This window comes from Pectobacterium punjabense (assembly GCF_012427845.1).
Classification (GTDB): domain Bacteria; phylum Pseudomonadota; class Gammaproteobacteria; order Enterobacterales; family Enterobacteriaceae; genus Pectobacterium; species Pectobacterium punjabense.
The window spans coordinates 3,774,609-3,794,619 of record NZ_CP038498.1 but is presented as its reverse complement, the minus strand read 5'-3'; the positions used below and the strand labels follow the sequence as shown (position 1 = coordinate 3,794,619).

The following is a 20,011-nucleotide window of genomic DNA, read 5'->3' as shown; positions in this document are numbered from 1 at the left end:
GTCCTGCGTATTTATTCAATGAAGTCCGCGACGTCAGCCGGGATGTGTTGCGGATGGGTAATTCTAATCTGTTTATGCCGCCCGAGTTCGCCTTTTTCAATCACAACTAGACTCTTGGCGACCCGAAATTGTTTGGCGAGAAATTTGGTCAGATGGGCATTAGCCTGCCCATCAACCGGGGGGGCGGTAATGGCGATTTTCAGTTCATCGCCATGTAAACCCACGATCTGATCGCGACTGGCTTTCGGCTGAATATACAGCCGAATCACCAGCGCATCGCCGTGGCGAGTAATGGCACTCACAGCAGGAACCATAGCCCCGGAAACAGATCCATGCCCAGATAGTTGAGCATATACAGAATCAGAATGACGGCCATGGCAGAGAAATCAATGCCGCCCATTACGGGAATAATGCGGCGGAGCGGTGCCATTAGCGGTTCGGTCAACTGATGCAATAGATACTCAATGGGGCTGCGGCCTTGGCTGACCCAGCTCATGATAGAACGGATAATGATGACCCAGAAGACCAAATAACCCGCGGATTTAATCAGCGAAATAAACCCGACCAGCAGATTCATTGGGCTGAGGGAAATTGCACCCACCTGAATCAATAGCAGCAAAGGGTATTTAATGGTCGTGAGAATAAAGGCCAGCAGCAGTGAGGCGCTATCAATCGGTCCTAGCGACGGCAGAATACGACGCAGCGGCCCGACAATCGGCTGAGTGATTTTGACGACAAACTGCGATAACGGGTTATAGAAATCGCTGCGTGACCACTGCATCCAGATGCGCAGCAGCAGGACCATTACATAGAGGTCAACCAGCGTTTTGACCAGAAAAGTCAGGGTGAGCATAAGTACGTCTTTTCCTTAATCAGATAAAGAATCGGGGGCTCGCTTTTGATTAAAAAAGCGTTTCCATTTCTTGTGCGCGAGCAATCGCCGCCTGCATGGCTTCAGCCACGGTTTGCGTTAACTGCTGTTCGTTAAACACCCGTAGCGCTTCTGCCGTGGTGCCACCTTTGGAGGTGACATTCTCCCGCAGAGTCGACAGCGGCGTATCAGGATTGGCTTCAACCAATGCTGCCGCGCCTGACGCAGCCTGTTGCACCAGTAGGCGAGCGGTTTCTTGATCAAACCCCTGGCGAATCGCTTCCTGCTGCATCGCTTCCATAAACAGGAAGAAATAGGCTGGTGCGCTGCCCGCCGCGGCGATCACGCCATTAATGCCGGATTCGCTATCTACCCAGCAAATTTTACCGACGCTCTGCATTAGCTGTGCGGTGAAGTCTTTATCGGCCTGACTGACGGACGCAGGGGCGTACATCCCGCTCATCCCTTTGCCGACCAGAGACGGTGTATTTGGCATGATCCGCACGATATTCAGCGGCTCACCCAACAGCGCATGAAAACGGGCGATGTTGATTCCCGCCGCAATCGAGAGCACCAGCTTACCGGTGAAGTTGACCTGCTCACCCAGTGGCTCACACACTGTCGCCATCATCTGTGGTTTGACGGCCAGAACAATGACGTCCGCTTCCTGCGCGCAGCGCACGTTATCCGCGCTGCTGATGACGCCATATTGTGCTGCCAGTGCATCGCGGTTTTTGCCCGAAGGGGCGCAGACGCTGATATGTTGAGCGGGGTAACCGCCGTTGACTAATCCGGCGATAATGGCCTGCGCCATGTTCCCGGCACCAATAAACGCTATTTTATGTTGCTGCATCTGCATCCTCGTTGCTCACCTGTTTGTCAAAGACGGCGTGCCGTTCAGGCGCTGTCTCTGCGGTTTATACGCTTTTGGCTGACTGTTTATGCGTTTTTTGCCGAATAGTCCCGTGCGCCAAAGATTGCCGTACCGATGCGCACCAGCGTGCTGCCTGCATTAATCGCTGCGCGCATGTCGTCTGTCATTCCCATAGAGAGTGTATCAATATGCGGATAATTTACTGACAATGTTTGGAACAGCGCTGCCATTTGTTTGAAAACAGCAAGCTGCTGTTCATAATCGGTTTCCGGTGCCGGAATCGCCATCAGGCCGCGCAGACGCAGGTTAGGTAATACGGCGACACTGGCGGCGAGTTCTGCAAGTTCAGCCACCATAATGCCGGATTTGCTCGGTTCGTTGCTGATATTAATCTGCAACAGAACATTTAACGGCGGCAGGGCGGTCGGACGTTGTTCGCTCAAGCGCTGCGCTATACGCAGGCGATCCACCGTGTGAAACCAGTCAAAATTCTCGGCTACCAGTCGACTTTTATTGGACTGTAGTGGGCCGATAAAGTGCCATTCCAACGACGTGTCCGGGTGATTTTTCTGGAAATAATGAACCTTCTCCACGCCTTCCTGAACGTAGTTTTCGCCAAACGTACATTGCCCTGCCGCAATGGCTTCTTCGATCGCGCTCACAGGTTTGGTTTTACTGACTGCAAGTAGCGTAATTTCTTCTGGTGCCCGTGCGCAATGCTGTGCGGCGGTGGCGATTTGTTGCCGGATGTCCTGTAGATTCTGCTGGATTGTCGTCATGGTTATTCAGGAGGTTAATCTATGGAGTTGGATGAGTGGATGGCGCGTAGTGTAAAACATAATGCCTCGGATCTGCACCTTTGTAGCGGGCATCCTCCGGTGTTACGTATGGATGGGCGGCTACAGCCTGAAAATACCTTACCATGTTTAGCGCCGGAGCAGGTGGCACAATGGTGCGATGCCTGGCTCGAACCGACTCAGAAAGAGCAATTGCGCCAGGCAGGGCAGGTGGATGGGGCGTTAATGTTGCCTGATGGGCAGCGCCTGCGGGTCAATGTGTTTCGCCAGCGGGAAGGGTTGTCTGTCGCGCTGCGTATTATCCCGTTTGTTCAACCTTCGTTGGATGAATTACATGCGCCACCCGTCCTCGCGACACTGCTGGGGAAGCCAAACGGGCTGATTCTGATCACTGGTGCGACGGGCAGCGGTAAATCCACGACGCTGGCGGCAATGGTTGGGAGCTTAAACGACAGCAGCGATCGCCATGTGATCACGCTGGAAGATCCGATCGAGTTTATCCATACCAGCCGACGATGCCTGATCCAACAGCGAGAGATCGGTGCACACAGCGCATCTTTTGCGCAGGCGCTACGAGCGGCATTGCGGGAAGATCCCGATGTTATTCTGCTAGGGGAACTGCGCGATACGGAGACGATTCGTCTGGCGTTGACGGCGGCGGAAACCGGCCATTTGGTGCTATCAACGCTGCATACACGCAGTGCATCGCAGGCCGTTGATCGGCTAATTGATGTCTTCCCCGGTGAAGAGAAAGCGTATGTTCGCAGCCAGTTAGCAACCTGTTTGCAAGCCGTAGTGGCGCAAAAGTTGTTGCCCGCAGTGCAAGGTGGCCGAATCGCCCTTTATGAAGTGCTGACGGCGACAGCGGCAGTCAGCAACTTGATTCGTGAGGGGAAAACGCACCAGCTTCCCGGCTTGATCCAGACGGGAACGGCAGTGGGAATGCAAACGTTCGAACAAAGCTATCAGCAGCGCTGTCGGGACGGGCTTATTTCACACAGTTGCGACCTTGCCGTTTAGCGGAATAAAGGTTTTCATCGGCTAGCTGAATCCAATCTTCAACGGAGGCAAGTTCAGGTCGGTAGGCGGCAATGCCTGCACTGATCGTAAAATGCAGACTCTGGCGGTCGTATTCCAGCGTATGTTGCTCAATCGATTTACGAATACGCTCAATCGTCATTACCGCCGTTTGATAGGAGACATCTTTTAACAAGATGATGAACTCCTCACCACCGAGACGGGCAACCAGATCCTCCTGACGTAATGACATACGCATCAACATCGCCAGCTCTTTTAGAACGGCATCGCCAGCCAGATGGCCATATTTGTCATTAATATTTTTGAAGAAATCGATATCAATGATGGCCAGACAGCTTTTGTCCGCGTGCTGGTTTTGCTGCCTGAGTTGGAAAAAAGCACTGGCCTGCTCGAAGAAACTGCTGCGATTGGGCAAGCCGGTAAGAAAATCATGCCCCGCGCTAAAGCGGAGAGAGGCCTCTACCTGTGTGCGCTCATCTTCCAGCGAACGGGCGTGAATAATAATACCGAGCGTTTTCACCAACGGTGCCAGTAGTTCGATCATCGTTTGATCGTAACCTTCCCGACGGTTAGCTAGCGCGATCATTCCGATCGCTTTACCGTTGTGGGTGATAGGAATGCCGAGCAGGGAATACAGCGCAGGATGGATGGGGGGAAGATCCCGCCCGGCCTTTTGTCTCAGCAGGTTGTTGGTGCAGACCACCGTATTTTGGGTTACAACATGGCCAAACAGGTTATCAAGCTTACGTAACTTCAGACCACCGTGGATTCTTCGCTGGTGCCTGTACCAAGCCAGGGTTTCTTCATCCCAGGTAAGATTGGATATAGCGGGAAGATAGAGCGATTGCCCGTCCTCATCTTCCTGCAACGTGGCGATAAAACCGAAGCTGCTGTTGGTCACGTCGAGCAGGCGTTCAAAGACTTTATCGCAGGCTGAGGGGAGATTATGGTCGAGTAGAAAGCTGTCATGGACTGATAACAGGATATCGAGAATGATACCTTGCTGATGGGCTTTTTTTTCGGTTTCAACGTTTTGCGTGATGTTGTGAGCATATTTAATGATTTTTCTCACATTACCTTCACTATCCATGATTGGGCTGTAGGTCGCCTGTATCCAGAATGAATGATTATCCTTACCCAGTCGGTGGAAGCGTCCGCTAATGGGGTGGCCTCGATGCAAGGTCTCCCAGAATGTTTGATAGTCAGCCTGTTCGGTATAAGTGGGTTCGCAAAGCGATTTGTGGTGCAGGCCAAGAATTTCCTTTTCTTCATAGCCTGTTAGCATCAGATAGTGTTTGTTGACGTGGGTGATGTAGCCATCTTTATCAAATTCGATCACGCCTTGCGCATTTTCAATTGCCTCTAGCTGTGCTCGATGTTCCGACATCAGACGCTTTTCCTGAGTAATATCAAGCGCCAATTTTATTACGCCAATGTGGCGACCGGAATGATCAATAATTGGCGTATAAGCGGCGTGGAGCCAAATAATGTCCCCTTTTTGGTTTTTTCGTTGGAATTCTCCCGCATTGATATTTCCTTTGATCACATCGTGCCAGAAATGATCGTGTTTTTGGCGCAATCCTTCTGGCAGAAAGAACGTGTGATTTTTCTGAATAATGTCTTCTTTTTTATAGCCCAGCATTTTGCAAAAAAGAGGATTGGCTTCAACCAGTTTCCCTGCCATATCAAACTCGGCGATGGCATAAACGGAATTGAGCGCGTGCAGTTTGGCTTCATTGTCAAACCTGGTAATCAAATCAACATCAACTGACTGATTATTCATGTTTATATTTGCCTATGTTCTTTCTGTCTTTACCCTTGATTCGCTGTTGCCAGAGGCATTCGTTTATCACAACGCCGTCTGCGATGTTATCGGCAGTCCTTTTTTACGCGAAAAGCAATGGGCCGAATTAATAAAATAGCGAGCTATTAATTATATTAATAAATATTTTATTGGCATGTAATTAATGACCTGAAATGCACAACGCCTACCACCAATAAGGTGTTTCTCTCATTGTCTTTTTATTCAATGTATTGACGTGGTGGTTCTGGCCGTTTTTACGCTGAAACTCTATTTATACGCTTATGTGCAAAAACAGAGAATAGCGGCAAAAAAATAATACTCAAATTATCTGAAAGTATATGTATGAAGTATGTGCGTTAAGTGGGTAGCGGGTTCCTGCTTTTTCTCATTATTTATTCTGTGCTGTACGTAATGAGTAGAAAGCAGTGACGATTTTTTATAATGCCAGTGGTCAACGTGAGGCTGACCACTGGTGATGTAGATCTGTGGATTAGGAAAGGCGAGGTTCTACCTGAAATAGCGACATAGACCGCATGAGCTGTTGAGACTGCTGTTCCAACGACTGCGTGGTGGCGGATGAGGCTTTGACGAGCTGTGCGTTGTGTTGAGCCACTTTATCTATCTGCGTAAAGGCAACATTTACTTGCTCAATACCGCGATGCTGCTCTTGTGTCGCGGTGGAAATGTCGCGCATCAGCTGTGTAATACGGATGATTTCGTCGGTCACCTCATCCATGGTCTCGCCTGCTTTAGAGGCTAATTCAAGCCCCTCAGACACGCGAGTTTGTGAATCTACAATCAGTGAGCGGATTTCTTTCGCGGCTTGCGCGCTGTGCTGCGCCAAATTACGTACTTCTCCGGCGACGACGGCAAAACCTCTGCCTTGTTCGCCTGCGCGGGCGGATTCGACGGAGGCGTTCAGCGCCAGAATGTTGGTTTGGAACGCAATGCCGTCGATGACGCTGAGGATGTCATTGATGCGTTTGGCGCTGGTGGCGATCTCCTGCATTTTTTCAATAACATAGCAGACTGACTCGTTGCTGCGGCTGCTGGTGTTCGAGACGTTATTGGCGAGTTGATGTGCAAGCTCGGCGTGATCGGCATTGAGCTTCACCGTGGCACTCAATTGCTCCATGCTTGCCGCCGTCTGCTCTAGCGCGGCAACGGACTCTTCGGTGCGTTGGGAAAGCTGAGCGTTTTCTTCAAACAGTTCGCGGCTACCGAGATCGATTTGCGTGCTGGCGTCGCGTACCTGACTGACCGACTCCAGCAGCGCACCCTGCATGCGGCCGATAGCATCATTGAGTCGACCCAGTTCGTTGTCCCCGCCTTGCATCAGGCGGTGGGTCAGGTTACCAGCGGCAACCAGTTCCAACTGCTCAATGGCATAATCCAGCGGTTTGAGCAGCATGTGCCGCAGCGCGACCCAGGCTAATGCGACCAGCGTAATGGATAACAGGCTGGCAATGGCAATCAGCAACAGCATCATGCGTTCATTACGTTCAGACTGCGCCAAGCCCTGTTCGGAAAGCTGTTGGGCATACTGACGGAAGTTTTGGATTGATAAATCAAAGGCCTCGCTCAGCGGGCCGAGCTGTTTTTCCAGTACGTCGTAATATTCGTCGGTATACTGCTTTTGCAGCGCGCTCAGCATCGGGCTCATACCCTGCTGAAAATAGGCTTGATAGGTTTTTAACACGTCCTGTGCCAGCGCCTGACGCTTTGGATCGGCATCGACCGATTTGATGGCGCGTTCAATGTCTTCCTGTGACTGGTGGAGGTGTTTTTCTACGATTCCGGTTTCTTTAGCACCGTCATCCAGCAATCCGATTTCGATTTTCCTGACGGCGAGCGTTGCTGAGGCGCGGGCGCTAAGCGTTTGATTGTATCCGTTCATCAGGTTGCCCAGCTCAATCCCCTGAATTTGATTTTGTGCAGTCAGTGTTTCCCTGTCTTTCTTAATCGCGACGACGCCCATACTACTGACGATAAGCAGCAACAGGGTCGTTAACAGCAATAACGTTAATAAGCCGGTGCGGATAGAAATATTTTTCAGCCCCATGGTGTCCTTTTCCTTACGCCGCTTCCGTGGGGGATAGCCCACGCTAGATGTGATGTGTAACAAAAGAGAATACGTTATCTGTGTTGCGGTGAGATAAAATTAAAAAGATATGGCAGAGGTAAAAAGGTTTGGTAAGCAGGGCACCACCGACCAATCTCTTGCAACCCAAAGGGTATAAATAATTAGCCGTAGTGTTTGTGCCTGGTTTATTATCTGTCAATAGCATTGTTTTTTCAGGGGCGTACCCCATACGCCTGTCAATGATACCCAGAGGTATCCGAGGTTTATGTGCAGTTAACAAGTTTCACGGATTATGGTTTGCGGGCGCTGATTTATATGGCGTCACTGCCGAGCGGGAAAATGACCAGCATTTCGGAGGTAACGGAAGTGTATGGCGTATCTCGTAATCATATGGTCAAAATTATCAATCAACTTAGCCGTGCTGGGTTGGTAATGGCCGTGCGCGGCAAAAACGGCGGTATTCGTCTTGGGAAACCGGCAGAAACTATTCGGATTGGCGATGTTGTACGCGAATTGGAACCGCTCACGCTGGTTAACTGTAACCATGAATTTTGCCACATTACGCCAGCCTGTCGCTTGAAGCAGGTGCTTCAACAGGCGGTACAAAATTTTCTGCATGAGCTGGATCAATACACGCTGGCTGATATGGTCAAAGAAAACCCGCCGCTTTATAAATTATTGTTGGTTGAATGAATTTTGTTCAGCCTCCTGCTGATGACAACGGAGGAACCGCAATGTCACAAGATCCATTCCTGGAACGAGAAGCAGAAAAATACGAATCCCCTATCCCTAGCCGTGAATATATTTTGGCGCACATCGCCAAGCGCGATACCCCGATCAGCCGGGAAGAATTAGCCGCCGACCTGCAATTAACCGGAGAAGAACCCCTCGAAGCGCTGCGCCGTCGCCTGCGTGCGATGGAGCGCGATGGTCAGCTTATTTTTACCCGCCGCCAATGCTATGCGCTGCCAGAAAAGCTCGATCTGCTGCGTGGCACGGTGATCGGCCACCGTGATGGCTTCGGCTTCTTGCGTGTGGAAGGTCGCAAAGACGATCTTTATCTGTCGGCTGAAGAGATGAAACGGGCGATTCACGGCGATGTTGTGCTGGCACAGCCGCTGGGTGCGGATCGTAAAGGACGCCGCGAAGGGCGTATTGTTCGGGTGTTGGAACCGCGTACTGGACAAATTGTCGGCCGTTATTTTGTCGATGCCGGTGTTGGGTTCGTCGTACCGGATGATAGCCGTCTGAGCTTCGATATCCTGATCCCGAAAGAAGAAATTAACGGCGCTCGCATGGGCTTTGTGGTCGTGGTTGAGCTGACGCAACGCGCAACGCGCCGCACGAAGGCGGTCGGTAAGATCGTTGAGATCCTCGGTGACAATATGGGTACTGGGCTGGCGGTGGATATCGCCCTGCGTACCCACGATATTCCGCACACCTGGCCGCCTAAAGTCGAAGAGCAGGTGAAGGATCTTTCCGAAGAGGTACCGGAAGCCGCGAAAAAAGGTCGTGTGGATCTGCGTAAGCTGCCGCTGGTCACGATTGACGGCGAAGATGCCCGTGATTTTGATGACGCCGTGTACTGTGAACAGAAACGTGGCGGCGGCTGGCGCTTGTGGGTCGCGATTGCGGACGTGAGCTATTACGTTCGGCCGAATACGGCGCTTGACCATGAAGCGCGGGCGCGTGGCACATCGGTGTACTTCCCGTCGCAGGTTGTACCGATGCTGCCGGAAGTGCTGTCAAACGGGCTGTGTTCGCTTAACCCGCAGGTTGATCGCCTGTGTATGGTCTGTGAAATGACTGTCTCGGCACAGGGCAAGCTGTCGTCCTACAAATTCTATGAAGCGGTGATGAGCTCACACGCACGTCTGACCTACACCAAAGTGTGGAACATTCTGCAAGGCGATGCCGAGCTGCGTGAGCACTACAAGCCTTTGGTCGGCGGGCTGGAAGAGCTACACCATATGTATAAAGCGCTGGAACACGCGCGTGAAGTGCGCGGTGGCATCGCGTTTGAGACCGAAGAAGCGAAGTTTATTTTTAACGCTGAACGTCGCATCGACCGTGTGGAAGCCGTGGTGCGTAATGACGCGCACAAGCTGATCGAAGAGTGCATGATTCTGGCGAACATCTCCGCCGCGAGATTTGTGGAGAAGAACGAAGAACCCGCGCTGTTCCGCGTACACGATCAGCCGAGCGAAGACCATGTATTAGCCCTGCGCAGCGTGCTGGGCGAACTGGGGCTGACGCTGAAAGGTGGAATGAAGCCGCAGCCGAAAGATTACGCGGAATTGATGAACGAGGTCGCGGAGCGTCCCGATCGGGAAATGCTGCAAACCATGCTGCTGCGTTCGATGAAGCAGGCGATTTATGACCCGGAAAACCGCGGTCACTTCGGGCTGGCCTTGACGTCTTACGGCCACTTCACATCGCCAATTCGTCGTTATCCTGACCTGTCGCTGCACCGTGCGATTAAGTACCTGCTGAGCGATCGCCATGAGCGCTGGACGTCAACGGGCGGTTGGCATAGCGATATTAACGAGATGCTACAGCTGGGTATGCACTGTTCGATGACGGAGCGCCGTGCGGATGAAGCCACACGTGACGTTGCGGATTGGCTGAAGTGCGACTTTATGCAGGATCATGTGGGTGAAGTCTTTACGGGGATTATCTCCAGCGTGACCGGCTTTGGCTTCTTCGTGCGCCTGAAAGATCTGTTTATCGATGGGCTGGTGCACGTTTCTACGCTGGATAATGACTACTATCGTTACGATAATATCGGTCAACGACTGATCGGCGAATCGCGTGGGCAGGTTTATCGTCTGGGTGATGAAGTAGAAATCCGCGTTGAAGCTGTGCATATGGACGAACGCAACATTGATTTCGCCTTGATTTCCAGTACGCGCAAGGTGCGCGGCGAAGGCAAAACTGCGCGTGACCGGACGAAGAAACCTGAGTCGCGTGAGGCTAAGCCAAGTCGACGTCGTCGTAGTCCAAGCAAAGCTGCTGCAAACTTTGAGCCGGATGCGGCATTCCGCAAAGAAGGCGAACGCAACGCGAAATCGGATAAGCCAAAAGCCAAACCGAAAAAGAACCGCGATAAAGCGAAAAAGAACGCAGAGAAAACGCGTAAAATCGCCGCTGCAACCAAGGCTAAACGCGCAAAGAAAAAATCTGCTGAGTAAGGTTAACTAGCCAGCTTCCTCCTCGATGTAGAGGAGGAAGCCGGGTAAGCCTCTATCTCTAATGAACAGGCTCTGCCTGTTATGGTTAATTTGAAGAGTATTAATGAGCGAAATTATTTACGGTATCCACGCGGTTAAAGCACTGCTTGAGCGCGACCCGCAGCGTTTTCTGGAAGTTTTTGTTCTGAAAGGGCGCGACGATCGTCGCCTTCAGCCTGTGATTGCCGAGCTGGAAGCGCAAGGTATCGTCATTCAAGTGGCGAATCGGCAGTGGCTGGATAAGCAGGCTGAAGACGCGGTGCATCAGGGGATCGTAGCGAAGGTCAAAGAAGGGCGGAAATATCAGGAAAACGATCTGCCTGCGATGTTAGACAATCTGGAAACGCCTTTCCTGTTGATATTGGACGGCGTGACCGATCCGCATAATCTGGGCGCGTGCCTGCGTAATGCTGATGGCGCTGGCGTGCATGCGGTGATTGTGCCCCGCGATCGTTCGGCACAGTTGAATGCGACGGTGAAGAAGGTGGCCTGTGGGGCAGCGGAAACGGTGCCAGTCATCAGCGTGACCAATCTGGCTCGCACGATGCGCCTGCTGCAAGAGCGTAATATCTGGATCGTCGGCACGGCGGGTGAAGCAGATCATACGTTGTACCAAAGTAAACTGACCGGGCCGTTGGCGCTGGTGATGGGCGCGGAAGGGGAAGGGATGCGTCGCCTGACCCGTGAGCACTGCGATGAGCTGATCAGTATTCCGATGGCGGGCAGCGTGTCTTCACTGAACGTGTCTGTTGCCACTGGCGTGTGTCTGTTTGAAGCCGTTCGCCAGCGCGGGTGATTAGCGTCGTATCTGATAGCAGAGAGGTGCTATAAGGCACCTCTCTGTCGTTGGGGTTAGGCCGCGGGGTTTGCCAGCCTGCGAAGGTCTTGCTGTGAAGGATGTAAAAGCCGGAAGACAGAAACGGCATCAGAAAGCACGATCGCCTGTTGCTCCAGCGAGTGAGCGGCAGAAGAGGATTGCTCGACCAGCACGGTATTTTGCTGCGTGTTCTGATCCATCTCTATGATTGCCTGACCGACCTGAGAAATACCGCGATGTTGCTCGTCCGAGGCGGTAGTAATGTCTTTCATTATGGTGTGGACCTGTGTCACGGACTGTACAATCCCCTCCATTGTTTTCCCTGCGCTGTTAACGAGTGCCGCACCGTTATTAATCTGTGAAACTGACTCGCCAATGAGCGTATCGATCTCTTTTGCGGCCTGCGCGCTGCGCTGTGCCAGATTGCGTACCTCACTGGCGACGACGGCAAAACCACGACCTTGTTCACCGGCTCGCGCAGCCTCTACTGCTGCGTTGAGCGCCAGAATATTAGTCTGGAACGCGATGCTGTTAATCATTGAAGTGATTTCAGCAATACGGTGAGAACTCTGTGCGATGCCGTGCATGGTATTAACCGCTTTAGAAACCTGTTCTCCCCCCTGATTTGCGGTATCAGAGGCGTCCATAACCAGCCGGTTGGCTTGATGGGCGTTATCGGCATTTTGTTTTACCGTTGACGTCAGCTGTTCCATACTGGCGGCGGTTTCTTCCAGTGCAGCAGCTTGCTGCGTGGTTCGGACGGAAAGATCGGCATTACCGGCGGTAATTTCCCCTGCGGCAGAGGAGATCTGATTCGCGCTGAGGCGAATTTTATCAATCATGCTGTGCAGATTGTTGTTCATCTGCCCCATAGCCGAAATCAGCTGGCCTAACTCATCACGGCGTTCATTGTGAAGGTGTACCGTGAGATCGCCTTCTGCAATGGCGCGAGTCGCGTGTAGCGCCTGGTGTAATGGGCGAACGATCTGCCGTGAAATAACAATTGCGGTGGTCAGGCCGAGTATGATGGCAATCAGCGTAATCACGCCCAGTTGAATATCGCTGCTGATGACGTTACGGCCCGCGCGGCTCTCTTCCGTGAAGTAAAGCTTATTGATATTTTCCTGCAACAGCGCCATTTGATCGTTCAATTCACTGAGCCGCTGTTGGCTGACATCCGGGCTCATGACCTGCTGGCGCTGGGTCAGGTAGGTATTGAGCGACGCGCTGATATCCTGAATGGCGCTTTTATCTTCCGCAGGCCAGTGTCCCGTATCAATTTCCTTCAGCAGTGCTGATAGCTCTCCACTGATATTGCCGATAGCGCTGTCATGCTGTTCCAGATACTGCGCCTTACGTTCTAGCGCATAACCAAAGTTACCTTCTCGGGCGACAACGGTCTTGTCATAAATGGCACCCAGACGGCTGATGCGCTTTAATGATTGGTCGCTATTGTATAATCCATAAAAGCCGACCATGGAAAGGATTACTCCCATGATGAGCAATAAACCAAACCCTACCAATAACTTGCGTGTTACCGACAGGTTTTGAAATGACATCCAGCGCAGCATAAACTTCTTCCTTTTGTTCATTAATTATTACCGTCATAGCAGGCCAATAACGGATTAGTTGTCGTTGTGTGTTGTGTAAAAAGGGCAGGTGATGAAAGTGGAACAGACTCCTATATCACTGATAAAAAATGCCTCATCCGTTATCGGCATTTCAGACGCAATACTTATTCATTTTCTCAAACAATGTGAGGATATTCGTGTGGATACAACGGCCAGAGTGGTAAAGCGCCGTGCGGGGGATTCCTGCATTGTTTATCAATAAGCGCTTTGCTCTGCACGAATCATCTATAATTCTCCATTCTTTCCCTTACCTATTGCTGGCGCGCCAACGTGTCTCATTTAAAAGGAATATCGCTATGCCTATTATTACGTCGCTACTCGCTTTCGCGTCCTATTTCTTTATCGGGTTTGCCATGGTGCTGGCCTTTTTGTTTATTTATACCCGCGTTACGCCGCATGATGAGTGGGCGCTGATTAAAGAGAACAACGGTACGGCCGCGATTGGATTTGGTGGGGCGTTGATTGGTTATGTGATTCCACTTTCCAGTGCGGCGATTAATTCGGTGAGCCTCGTGGATTACATCACCTGGGGCGTGGTCGCGCTGGTGGTGCAACTGTTGATTTATTTCGCGGTGCGCCTGTATATGCCGCGTCTCAGCCAACATATCCAGAATAACGATATTGCGTCCGGTGCTTTTCTCTGTGCTGCTTCGCTCAGCGGTGGGATTCTGAATGCGGCGTGTATGTCGTACTGATGCGCCATTGCGTGATGATACGGGAACGCTCTCAGCGCACTGATAGCCCTCTCTTTAGCGAGGGGGAAAATCACGGGCAGGCAATCGATGCCCGCCCGTTAGTTGAGGTTAGTGGGAAGCAACCAGCGTAAAATCTTCGCCCTTGAAGACTTTTACCGGATTGCCGCGCGCTATCTGATGGTGGAACAGACGCCGCTGCGCGCGTAGTTCGGCGTGTTGCTGTTGCTGTAGCGTTTCCAGACGGTAGGCGATGAGATAACAGGCCAGACGCTTATTCGCGTGTTGGCTGCGTTCACTCTGCACTTTCACCGTGATGCCGCTGGCGACATGGGTAGCGCGGACGGCAGACTCGGTTTTATTCACATGCTGCCCGCCGGGACCGGAGGATTTCGTGGCTTCAAAACGAATCTCGTTATCGGCAAACGCCTGCTCCTGATGAAAGCGTGCGACGCCGATAAACCAGTTCTTACGTCCACCCCCTTTACGCCAGGGGCTATTGCACGTCCACTGGAGCGTACCGCACCAGCTGGCAGCCAGCGGTTCCGCCCGATCGCCGTTTAACAGAACCAGTGCGGAACGTAGCGTACCGGAACGTTTCCCTGCTTCGGTTTCGATAATTTCACACTCGATACTTTGTCGTGCTGCATCGCGTAGTAGAGCTTGTAACGCTTTTGCCGTTGCGAGCATGCATTCGTCCGGTCCCTGCGCGGCAGAAAGTTGAAGTAATATCATTTATCCTCCCCGCGCGTTTTATAGGTGAGCACCGGTTTCAGGCGTGCAATCAGCGTGATTAATCCCGCCTGCTGCATCGCGCCAATCACGCTGTCTATCGGTTTGTAGGCCTCCGGGGCTTCCTGAAAAATCAACTGCCTGTCCTGGCAAATTACGCGGCTGCCGAAGCGAGTACGCGCCAGTTGCTGGACGCTGTAACGTGAAGACAGACGATCTTTACACTCCGTGCGCATCCACTTTCTCCCCGCGCCATGTGCCAGTGAATACAGGCTGTCGGCGTGAGGGATAGGTTGGACGATATAGCTGTAGTCGCCGCGTGAGCCGGGGATGATAACCGGGCCGCAGTCGGCGGGTGTCGCGCCTTTGCGGTGCAGCCAGCCGGAAATGCCTTCAATCGTTGTCGGTGTCACTAGATTGTGGTTCACGTCCAGTGCGGCATCGCCTTCCGTATGCCAACGTTCCAGCATTCGCTGAGCGATCAGTCGCCGATTGTGGGTGGCAAACGTCAGCGCAAACTGATGCTGTGCCAGATAGGCTTCTGCGGCTGGTGTGTTGGCTTCAAGACCCTGATGACCGAATTCCCGCACGTGGGCTTCCAGTATGGTTTGTCCTAATCCGCGTGAGCCGCTATGCACGAGCAACAGCAGTTGTTTAGGATCAATGCGCAGATCGTGCAGCGTATCTGGCTGATAAATTTCATCAAGCTGCTGCAATTCTGCAAAGTGGTTACCGCCGCCGATGGTGCCCAGCGAATAGCGGAAATCTGCCAGCTTGGGTGGAATATTGTCATCGTCTTCTAGTGGCCCATCGATATTGCCAAGCCGTTTTTCCAGCTTATCCAGCGAAATTTTGTTGGCGTTCAGGCCAGTGCGCCATAGCGCCATGCCGCAGCCGATATCATTTCCAACCAGAGCGGGGTAGAAGCGCTGTTGTGAAAAAAATGCTGCCCCAATGGGGTAACCGCGGCCTGGGTGCAAATCTGGCATACCGGCCACACGTACCATATCGGGAAGCTGTGAGGTAATTTGAAGCTGTTGGATTGCTTTATCTTCAATCCAGGTATTTTCCGTCGCGATCACACTGACGCGCGCCGAAATAGAGCGAATAGCATTGCCCATAGATCATCCTGCTGATCAATTTAAAAATAGGGTAAGGCAGGCTACAGCTGGGGGGATAACGCAAAGCGGAAAAGAATGCGGAATTAGTCCCGAGATGTCCTGCAAAGAATCAGAGTAAGTGTTGTCATGATGTCGTCTCCTTTGTCAGTGGGGGGATGGGTGAAAAAACGTCGGCATAATACTTAAGTGGCGGCCATCGCGCAATACCTTTGATGGCCGCTATACCTGTCATACTTCAAGCTGCATGTGCGTTGGCTTCTCTTAAATACTCGGCCCGTCGTGGGCCTCGCCCTAAAGGGCCGCTGCAAGCAGCGTTCAAATCTGCTCCCGGCAGATTTGTCACCCCAGTCACTTACTTATGTAAGCTCTTGGGGATTCGTGCGATTGCCGCCTGCCTGCAACTCGAATTATTTAGGGTATGGGTGGATGTTAAATACGGAAGACGCTGACCAGCTCGCTGAGGTGGTGGCCTTTCTGACGCAGACTCTGCGCCGTGTCTTCCGAATTGTTGACCAGAATGGCGTTTTCCTGCGTTGCCTGACCAATCTGTACAATCGCGATGTTTACCTGGCTGATACCGGCGGACTGCTCGCGTGAGGCGATATCAATATCGTTCACGATGGTGCTGACTTGCAGGATGCGGTTACGTAAGTCGTCCATTACCGCCTGCGTTTTTTCTGAGAAATGGTAGCCCGCTTCGATTTTTTCCAGCGACTCATCAATCAAGCTTTCGATCTCTTTCACCGCAGTAGAACTGCGCTGTGCCAGCGCGCGCACTTCAGCAGCAACCACGGCGAAGCCTCTGCCGTGCTCGCCCGCGCGAGCGGCTTCTACGGCAGCATTAAGCGCCAGAATATTGGTCTGGAAAGCGATAGATTCGATCACCGTCGTGATATCGGCGATCCGCTGCGATGAATTTTTGATGTCACTCATCGTAGAAACCGAGTCGGTGACGGTCTGGCTGCCGTTGCGTGCCGCCGCTGCGCTCTGCTCTGCCAGATCTTTGGCGGCGGAGACATTATCGGCATTCTGCTTCACGCTGGCGGAGAGCTGCTCCATGCTGGCAGAGGTTTCTTCGACGCTGCTGGCCTGACGGGCAATCTGCTCACTGATATTTTCACTATCAGCGGCAAGCGCATCGGTGCTGGCACTGATTTCCTCAGAGGAGCTTCTTACCTGCGACACGATAGTCGTTAACCCCTGCCCGATGCCGTTAATCGCATCGATCAAGCGACCCACTTCATCGCTCCGGTTGCTGGAAAGCGTGGCCGTCAGGTTACCGGCAGAAAATTGTTCTGCCACTTTGACGATTTCAACCAGCGGCTGGCTCAGCCATTTGCGCGTTAGCACGACAAAGAATGCAGCGAAGAGCAGAACCAGAATAATACCGCCGCCTAAGAACAGGTTACGGGTATGATTAATCTCTGCCATTAAGCTTTCTTTACTCACCGTGCCTGCAACAATCCAGTTCCACTGCGGAATGCTGCGATACACCATGATCCGGGTTTTCTCTTCGCCCGTCATCGTGTTGTTGTCGTATTCGATCGTACCATTACCGGTTGCCAGCACTTTCTCTAATGCACCTTCTGACCAGTCAGGACGTTGGTTGGCATTGCTTTGGTGGTAAAGGTAGTTACCTGCATCCTTTCCTTTTTTCGTGCTAAGGACAAAGAAATGGCCTGTCTCACCCATTTTCTTGTTCAGAATAGTGTGTTGCATCTCGGTAAATTGCTTCGTGATATCGACGCCGACGAACAGAATACCGATGACCTTGTTTTCACTATCGCGTATCGGCTGATACTGGGTGATGTACTGTTTGCCGAACAGCGTTGCTAACCCACTGTAAGTTTCACCTTTCATGACAAGTGCATAGGCCGGGCTTTCACGATCGAGTTTGGTGCCCATTGCGCGCGATCCATCTTCTTTCTTCAGTGAAGTAGTGATGCGCGTAAAATCCTCTCCATCGCGGACGAAAATTGTTGAGATTGCGTGAGTACGGCTCAGAAAGTCATCCGTCACCTCGGTGTTAAGGTTCAATACCGTATCGCCAGCCTTTAGTGTCGGCTGAGGTGTGTTGCCGAAAGGGATACGGTTAACGGTATCCAGTGAAAACCGCGTCGGCAGAAAGCTCGCTAGCAGCCGCGTATAGTTGCTGACCTCGGCTTGTAGGCTGGTATCGTACATGTTGATCATGTCGGTGACTCCATTCACCTGGCTCTGCATGTCATTGAGGGTCAACGATTTTAGTTGATCGCCTGCGGAGCGGGTAAGAGTAAGGGTGAAAGCTATGAACAATATCGCCACGCTTAGGGAGGCGATAATTGATAACTTGATACCCAAACCCCAGTGCTTAAAGGAAAGTCCCAACATATGTGTGTCTCTTATAATAAAAAGGTTATTTTTTAGTCTTACTTCACATGCGTTAACGGCAGTAAATAAAAAAAATTTAATCACGGAGTGTAAATATCCATTTCAGTAATTGATCTGGATCAATGCAATTTTTTTATTTACATAAATGCGCTGCTTAAATAAGCATGAAATTAATAACATTACTGAGATAGGAAGATTATTGTGAGCGGGTTTATCGTAAAAGGTTGTGACCTTGTTGCTAAATACGATTTCGCTACATAAAAGTGTGCTGACAGAACGGAATACGAGGGAAATATGGTTGAAATGTCACTGGATAAACTCGGCAGCGGTATAGATGTGATTCATGCGGTGCCTGCGGGAAGAAAGGAACAGCCTCTGCCGACGATTTTTTTCTTCCACGGTTACTGCTCGTCAAAAGAGGTGTACTCGTATTTTGGCTATGCGCTGGCTCAGGCTGGATTCAGAGTGATTCTACCCGATGCTGCCATGCATGGTGCCCGTTATGACGGGGATGAAGCGCAGCGGTTGCGTCATTTTTGGGATATCCTGCGATCGAATATTGAAGAACTTCCTGGTTATGTAGCGGAATATCGGCAACGTGGTCTGATCGACGGGGAACGGGTTGGCGTTTGCGGCGCGTCACTTGGCGGAATGAGCGCACTGGGGTGCATGGCGCGCTATCCCTGGATTACGGCGGTGGCGGCATTTATGGGTTCTGGCTACTTCTCCACGTTATCCTCAACGCTATTTCCTCCGGTTCCGGCCGATCGCGAAGAGAATCAGGCGGTGTTGCAGGCGTTAGCGGCCCAGCTCGCTGATTATGATGTCACCACGCGGCTGGAGGCACTGTCCAGTCGGCCGTTGTTTGTGTGGCATGGTGAGGCGGATGATGTCGTGCCTGCGGCAGAAAGCGCACGTCTCCACCAGGCATTACAGGCGCGCGAGCAACTTGCTAATCTGACGTATTTGACCGAGCCAGGTGTGGCGCATCGTATTACGCCGACGGCGTTGCAGGCGGGGGCTGATTTCTTCCAGCGGACGCTGTAATTTTGCTCCTAACGCTGAAATATCACCACGCAGAAAACTCCTGTGTTTCTTCCTTGTGTTCTTTAATGTCGAGCACTATACTTACGCGTCATTTTTTCAGCCGCACACATACACGTTCCTTGCCTCCACGGGCCGCGGTTGACCCAGACAGGAGGCTGAATAATCCGTAAGGAGCAATTCGATGCGTCATTACGAAATCGTATTTATGGTTCATCCTGACCAGAGCGAACAGGTTCCAGGCATGATCGAGCGCTACACTGCTACCATCACTGGTGCGCAGGGCACGATCCACCGTCTGGAAGACTGGGGCCGCCGTCAGCTGGCTTACCCGATCAACAAACTGCACAAAGCTCACTACGTTCTGCTGAACGTTGAAGCACCGCAGGAAGCGATCGATGAGCTGGAAACAAACTTCCGCTTTAACGATGCCGTTATCCGCAGCATGGTTATGCGCGTTAAGCACGCGGTAACTGAAGCATCTCCAATGGTGAAAGCGAAAGACGAACGCCGTGAGCGTCGTGAAGATTTCGCTGAAGCTGGCGATGATGTGGATGCAGGGGATTCTGAAGAGTAATTGTTGTGGTGACGGTGAACCGTCTGGTGTTGTCTGGCACCGTGTGCAAGACGCCCATTCGTAAGGTCAGCCCGTCAGGTATTCCTCACTGTCAGTTCGTGCTTGAGCACCGCTCGACGCAAGAGGAAGCCGGATTGAAGCGGCAAGCATGGTGTCGTATGCCCGTGATTGTCAGCGGACTTTCGTCACAAGCAGTTACCCACAGTATAACGGTCGGCACGCAACTTACCGTGCACGGATTCATTAGCTGCCATCAAGGGCGCAATGGTCTAAGCAAGATAGTGTTACATGCCGAGCAGATTGAATTGATAGATTCTGGAGACTAGCCAC

18 protein-coding genes are annotated in these 20,011 nt (G+C 51.9%); 8 read left to right on the top strand and 10 right to left on the bottom strand.

The annotated features are described in order from the left end of the window. Nucleotides 1–11: 11 nt before the first annotated feature. The 4 genes from yggU to E2566_RS17200 all read right to left on the bottom strand — a co-directional run bounded on the left by yggU (nucleotide 12) and on the right by E2566_RS17200 (nucleotide 2,524). Nucleotides 12–302 carry a DUF167 family protein YggU gene (gene yggU / locus E2566_RS17215; protein WP_052902894.1) on the bottom strand — a complete coding sequence of 97 codons (291 nt, stop codon included), beginning with the start codon at nucleotides 300–302 and terminating at the stop codon, nucleotides 12–14. After that, nucleotides 299–853 (bottom strand): YggT family protein, encoded by a 555-nt coding sequence (locus tag E2566_RS17210; RefSeq protein ID WP_107169992.1) that lies wholly within the window; start codon nucleotides 851–853, stop codon nucleotides 299–301. The genes yggU and E2566_RS17210 overlap by 4 nt, the downstream gene beginning before the upstream one ends. Nucleotides 854–902: 49 nt before the next feature. Then, on the bottom strand, nucleotides 903–1,724 hold the full coding sequence (gene proC / locus E2566_RS17205; RefSeq protein WP_107170052.1) for a pyrroline-5-carboxylate reductase: 822 nt from the start codon (nucleotides 1,722–1,724) through the stop codon (nucleotides 903–905). A gap of 86 nt (nucleotides 1,725–1,810) precedes the next feature. Then, nucleotides 1,811–2,524, bottom strand: a complete 714-nt coding sequence (locus E2566_RS17200) for a YggS family pyridoxal phosphate-dependent enzyme (protein WP_107169993.1) — start codon at nucleotides 2,522–2,524, stop codon at nucleotides 1,811–1,813. A 21-nt stretch (nucleotides 2,525–2,545) separates the two neighbouring features. On the opposite strand from E2566_RS17200, the gene E2566_RS17195 reads away from it, so the two are divergent. Next, nucleotides 2,546–3,562 carry a type IV pilus twitching motility protein PilT gene (locus E2566_RS17195; protein WP_107169994.1) on the top strand — a complete coding sequence of 339 codons (1,017 nt, stop codon included), beginning with the start codon at nucleotides 2,546–2,548 and terminating at the stop codon, nucleotides 3,560–3,562. On the opposite strand, the gene E2566_RS17190 is transcribed toward E2566_RS17195, so the two are convergent. Then, a complete protein-coding gene (locus tag E2566_RS17190) occupies nucleotides 3,531–5,363 on the bottom strand; it encodes a sensor domain-containing diguanylate cyclase (protein ID WP_107169995.1) in 1,833 nt (610 codons plus the stop codon). The two genes, E2566_RS17195 and E2566_RS17190, sit on opposite strands and share 32 nt — an antisense overlap. 511 nt (nucleotides 5,364–5,874) lie before the next feature. Continuing rightward, on the bottom strand, nucleotides 5,875–7,446 hold the full coding sequence (locus E2566_RS17185; RefSeq protein ID WP_107169996.1) for a methyl-accepting chemotaxis protein: 1,572 nt from the start codon (nucleotides 7,444–7,446) through the stop codon (nucleotides 5,875–5,877). 288 nt (nucleotides 7,447–7,734) lie between these two features. On the opposite strand from E2566_RS17185, the gene nsrR reads away from it, so the two are divergent. From nsrR to rlmB, 3 genes are all read left to right on the top strand, one after another. Beyond that, nucleotides 7,735–8,160: a nitric oxide-sensing transcriptional repressor NsrR gene (gene nsrR, locus E2566_RS17180; RefSeq protein ID WP_103160677.1), complete on the top strand. Its 426-nt coding sequence runs from the start codon at nucleotides 7,735–7,737 to the stop codon at nucleotides 8,158–8,160. Between the two features lie 41 nt (nucleotides 8,161–8,201). Further along, nucleotides 8,202–10,658, top strand: a complete 2,457-nt coding sequence (rnr, locus tag E2566_RS17175; RefSeq protein WP_107169997.1) for a ribonuclease R — start codon at nucleotides 8,202–8,204, stop codon at nucleotides 10,656–10,658. 103 nt (nucleotides 10,659–10,761) lie between these two features. Next, complete coding sequence (gene rlmB / locus E2566_RS17170; protein ID WP_107169998.1) at nucleotides 10,762–11,493, top strand: 23S rRNA (guanosine(2251)-2'-O)-methyltransferase RlmB; 732 nt, start codon at nucleotides 10,762–10,764, stop codon at nucleotides 11,491–11,493. Nucleotides 11,494–11,549: 56 nt separating this feature from the next. Here the strand turns inward: rlmB and E2566_RS17165 are convergent, their stop codons facing one another. Beyond that, entirely contained in the window at nucleotides 11,550–13,085 is a 1,536-nt protein-coding gene (locus E2566_RS17165; protein WP_107169999.1) for a methyl-accepting chemotaxis protein, read from the bottom strand. A gap of 356 nt (nucleotides 13,086–13,441) precedes the next feature. Between E2566_RS17165 and E2566_RS17160 the strand changes: the two genes are divergently transcribed. Further along, nucleotides 13,442–13,840 carry a DUF350 domain-containing protein gene (locus E2566_RS17160; RefSeq protein WP_014701248.1) on the top strand — a complete coding sequence of 133 codons (399 nt, stop codon included), beginning with the start codon at nucleotides 13,442–13,444 and terminating at the stop codon, nucleotides 13,838–13,840. A gap of 108 nt (nucleotides 13,841–13,948) precedes the next feature. Here the strand turns inward: E2566_RS17160 and prfH are convergent, their stop codons facing one another. From prfH to E2566_RS17145, 3 genes are all read right to left on the bottom strand, one after another. Continuing rightward, nucleotides 13,949–14,572: a peptide chain release factor H gene (gene prfH, locus E2566_RS17155; protein ID WP_107170000.1), complete on the bottom strand. Its 624-nt coding sequence runs from the start codon at nucleotides 14,570–14,572 to the stop codon at nucleotides 13,949–13,951. After that, nucleotides 14,569–15,690: an RNA ligase RtcB family protein gene (locus E2566_RS17150; RefSeq protein ID WP_107170001.1), complete on the bottom strand. Its 1,122-nt coding sequence runs from the start codon at nucleotides 15,688–15,690 to the stop codon at nucleotides 14,569–14,571. Before E2566_RS17150 ends, prfH begins: the two co-directional genes overlap by 4 nt. 429 nt (nucleotides 15,691–16,119) lie before the next feature. Then, complete coding sequence (locus E2566_RS17145; RefSeq protein WP_107170002.1) at nucleotides 16,120–18,060, bottom strand: methyl-accepting chemotaxis protein; 1,941 nt, start codon at nucleotides 18,058–18,060, stop codon at nucleotides 16,120–16,122. A 294-nt stretch (nucleotides 18,061–18,354) separates the two neighbouring features. On the opposite strand from E2566_RS17145, the gene yjfP reads away from it, so the two are divergent. The 3 genes from yjfP (at nucleotide 18,355) to priB (ending at nucleotide 20,007) form a co-directional block, all read left to right on the top strand. Beyond that, nucleotides 18,355–19,107, top strand: a complete 753-nt coding sequence (gene yjfP, locus E2566_RS17140; RefSeq protein WP_107170003.1) for an esterase — start codon at nucleotides 18,355–18,357, stop codon at nucleotides 19,105–19,107. Nucleotides 19,108–19,288: 181 nt separating this feature from the next. Then, nucleotides 19,289–19,681 carry a 30S ribosomal protein S6 gene (rpsF, locus tag E2566_RS17135; protein ID WP_005974793.1) on the top strand — a complete coding sequence of 131 codons (393 nt, stop codon included), beginning with the start codon at nucleotides 19,289–19,291 and terminating at the stop codon, nucleotides 19,679–19,681. A gap of 5 nt (nucleotides 19,682–19,686) precedes the next feature. Continuing rightward, a complete protein-coding gene (gene priB, locus E2566_RS17130; protein WP_107170004.1) occupies nucleotides 19,687–20,007 on the top strand; it encodes a primosomal replication protein N in 321 nt (106 codons plus the stop codon). Nucleotides 20,008–20,011 lie beyond the last annotated feature (4 nt).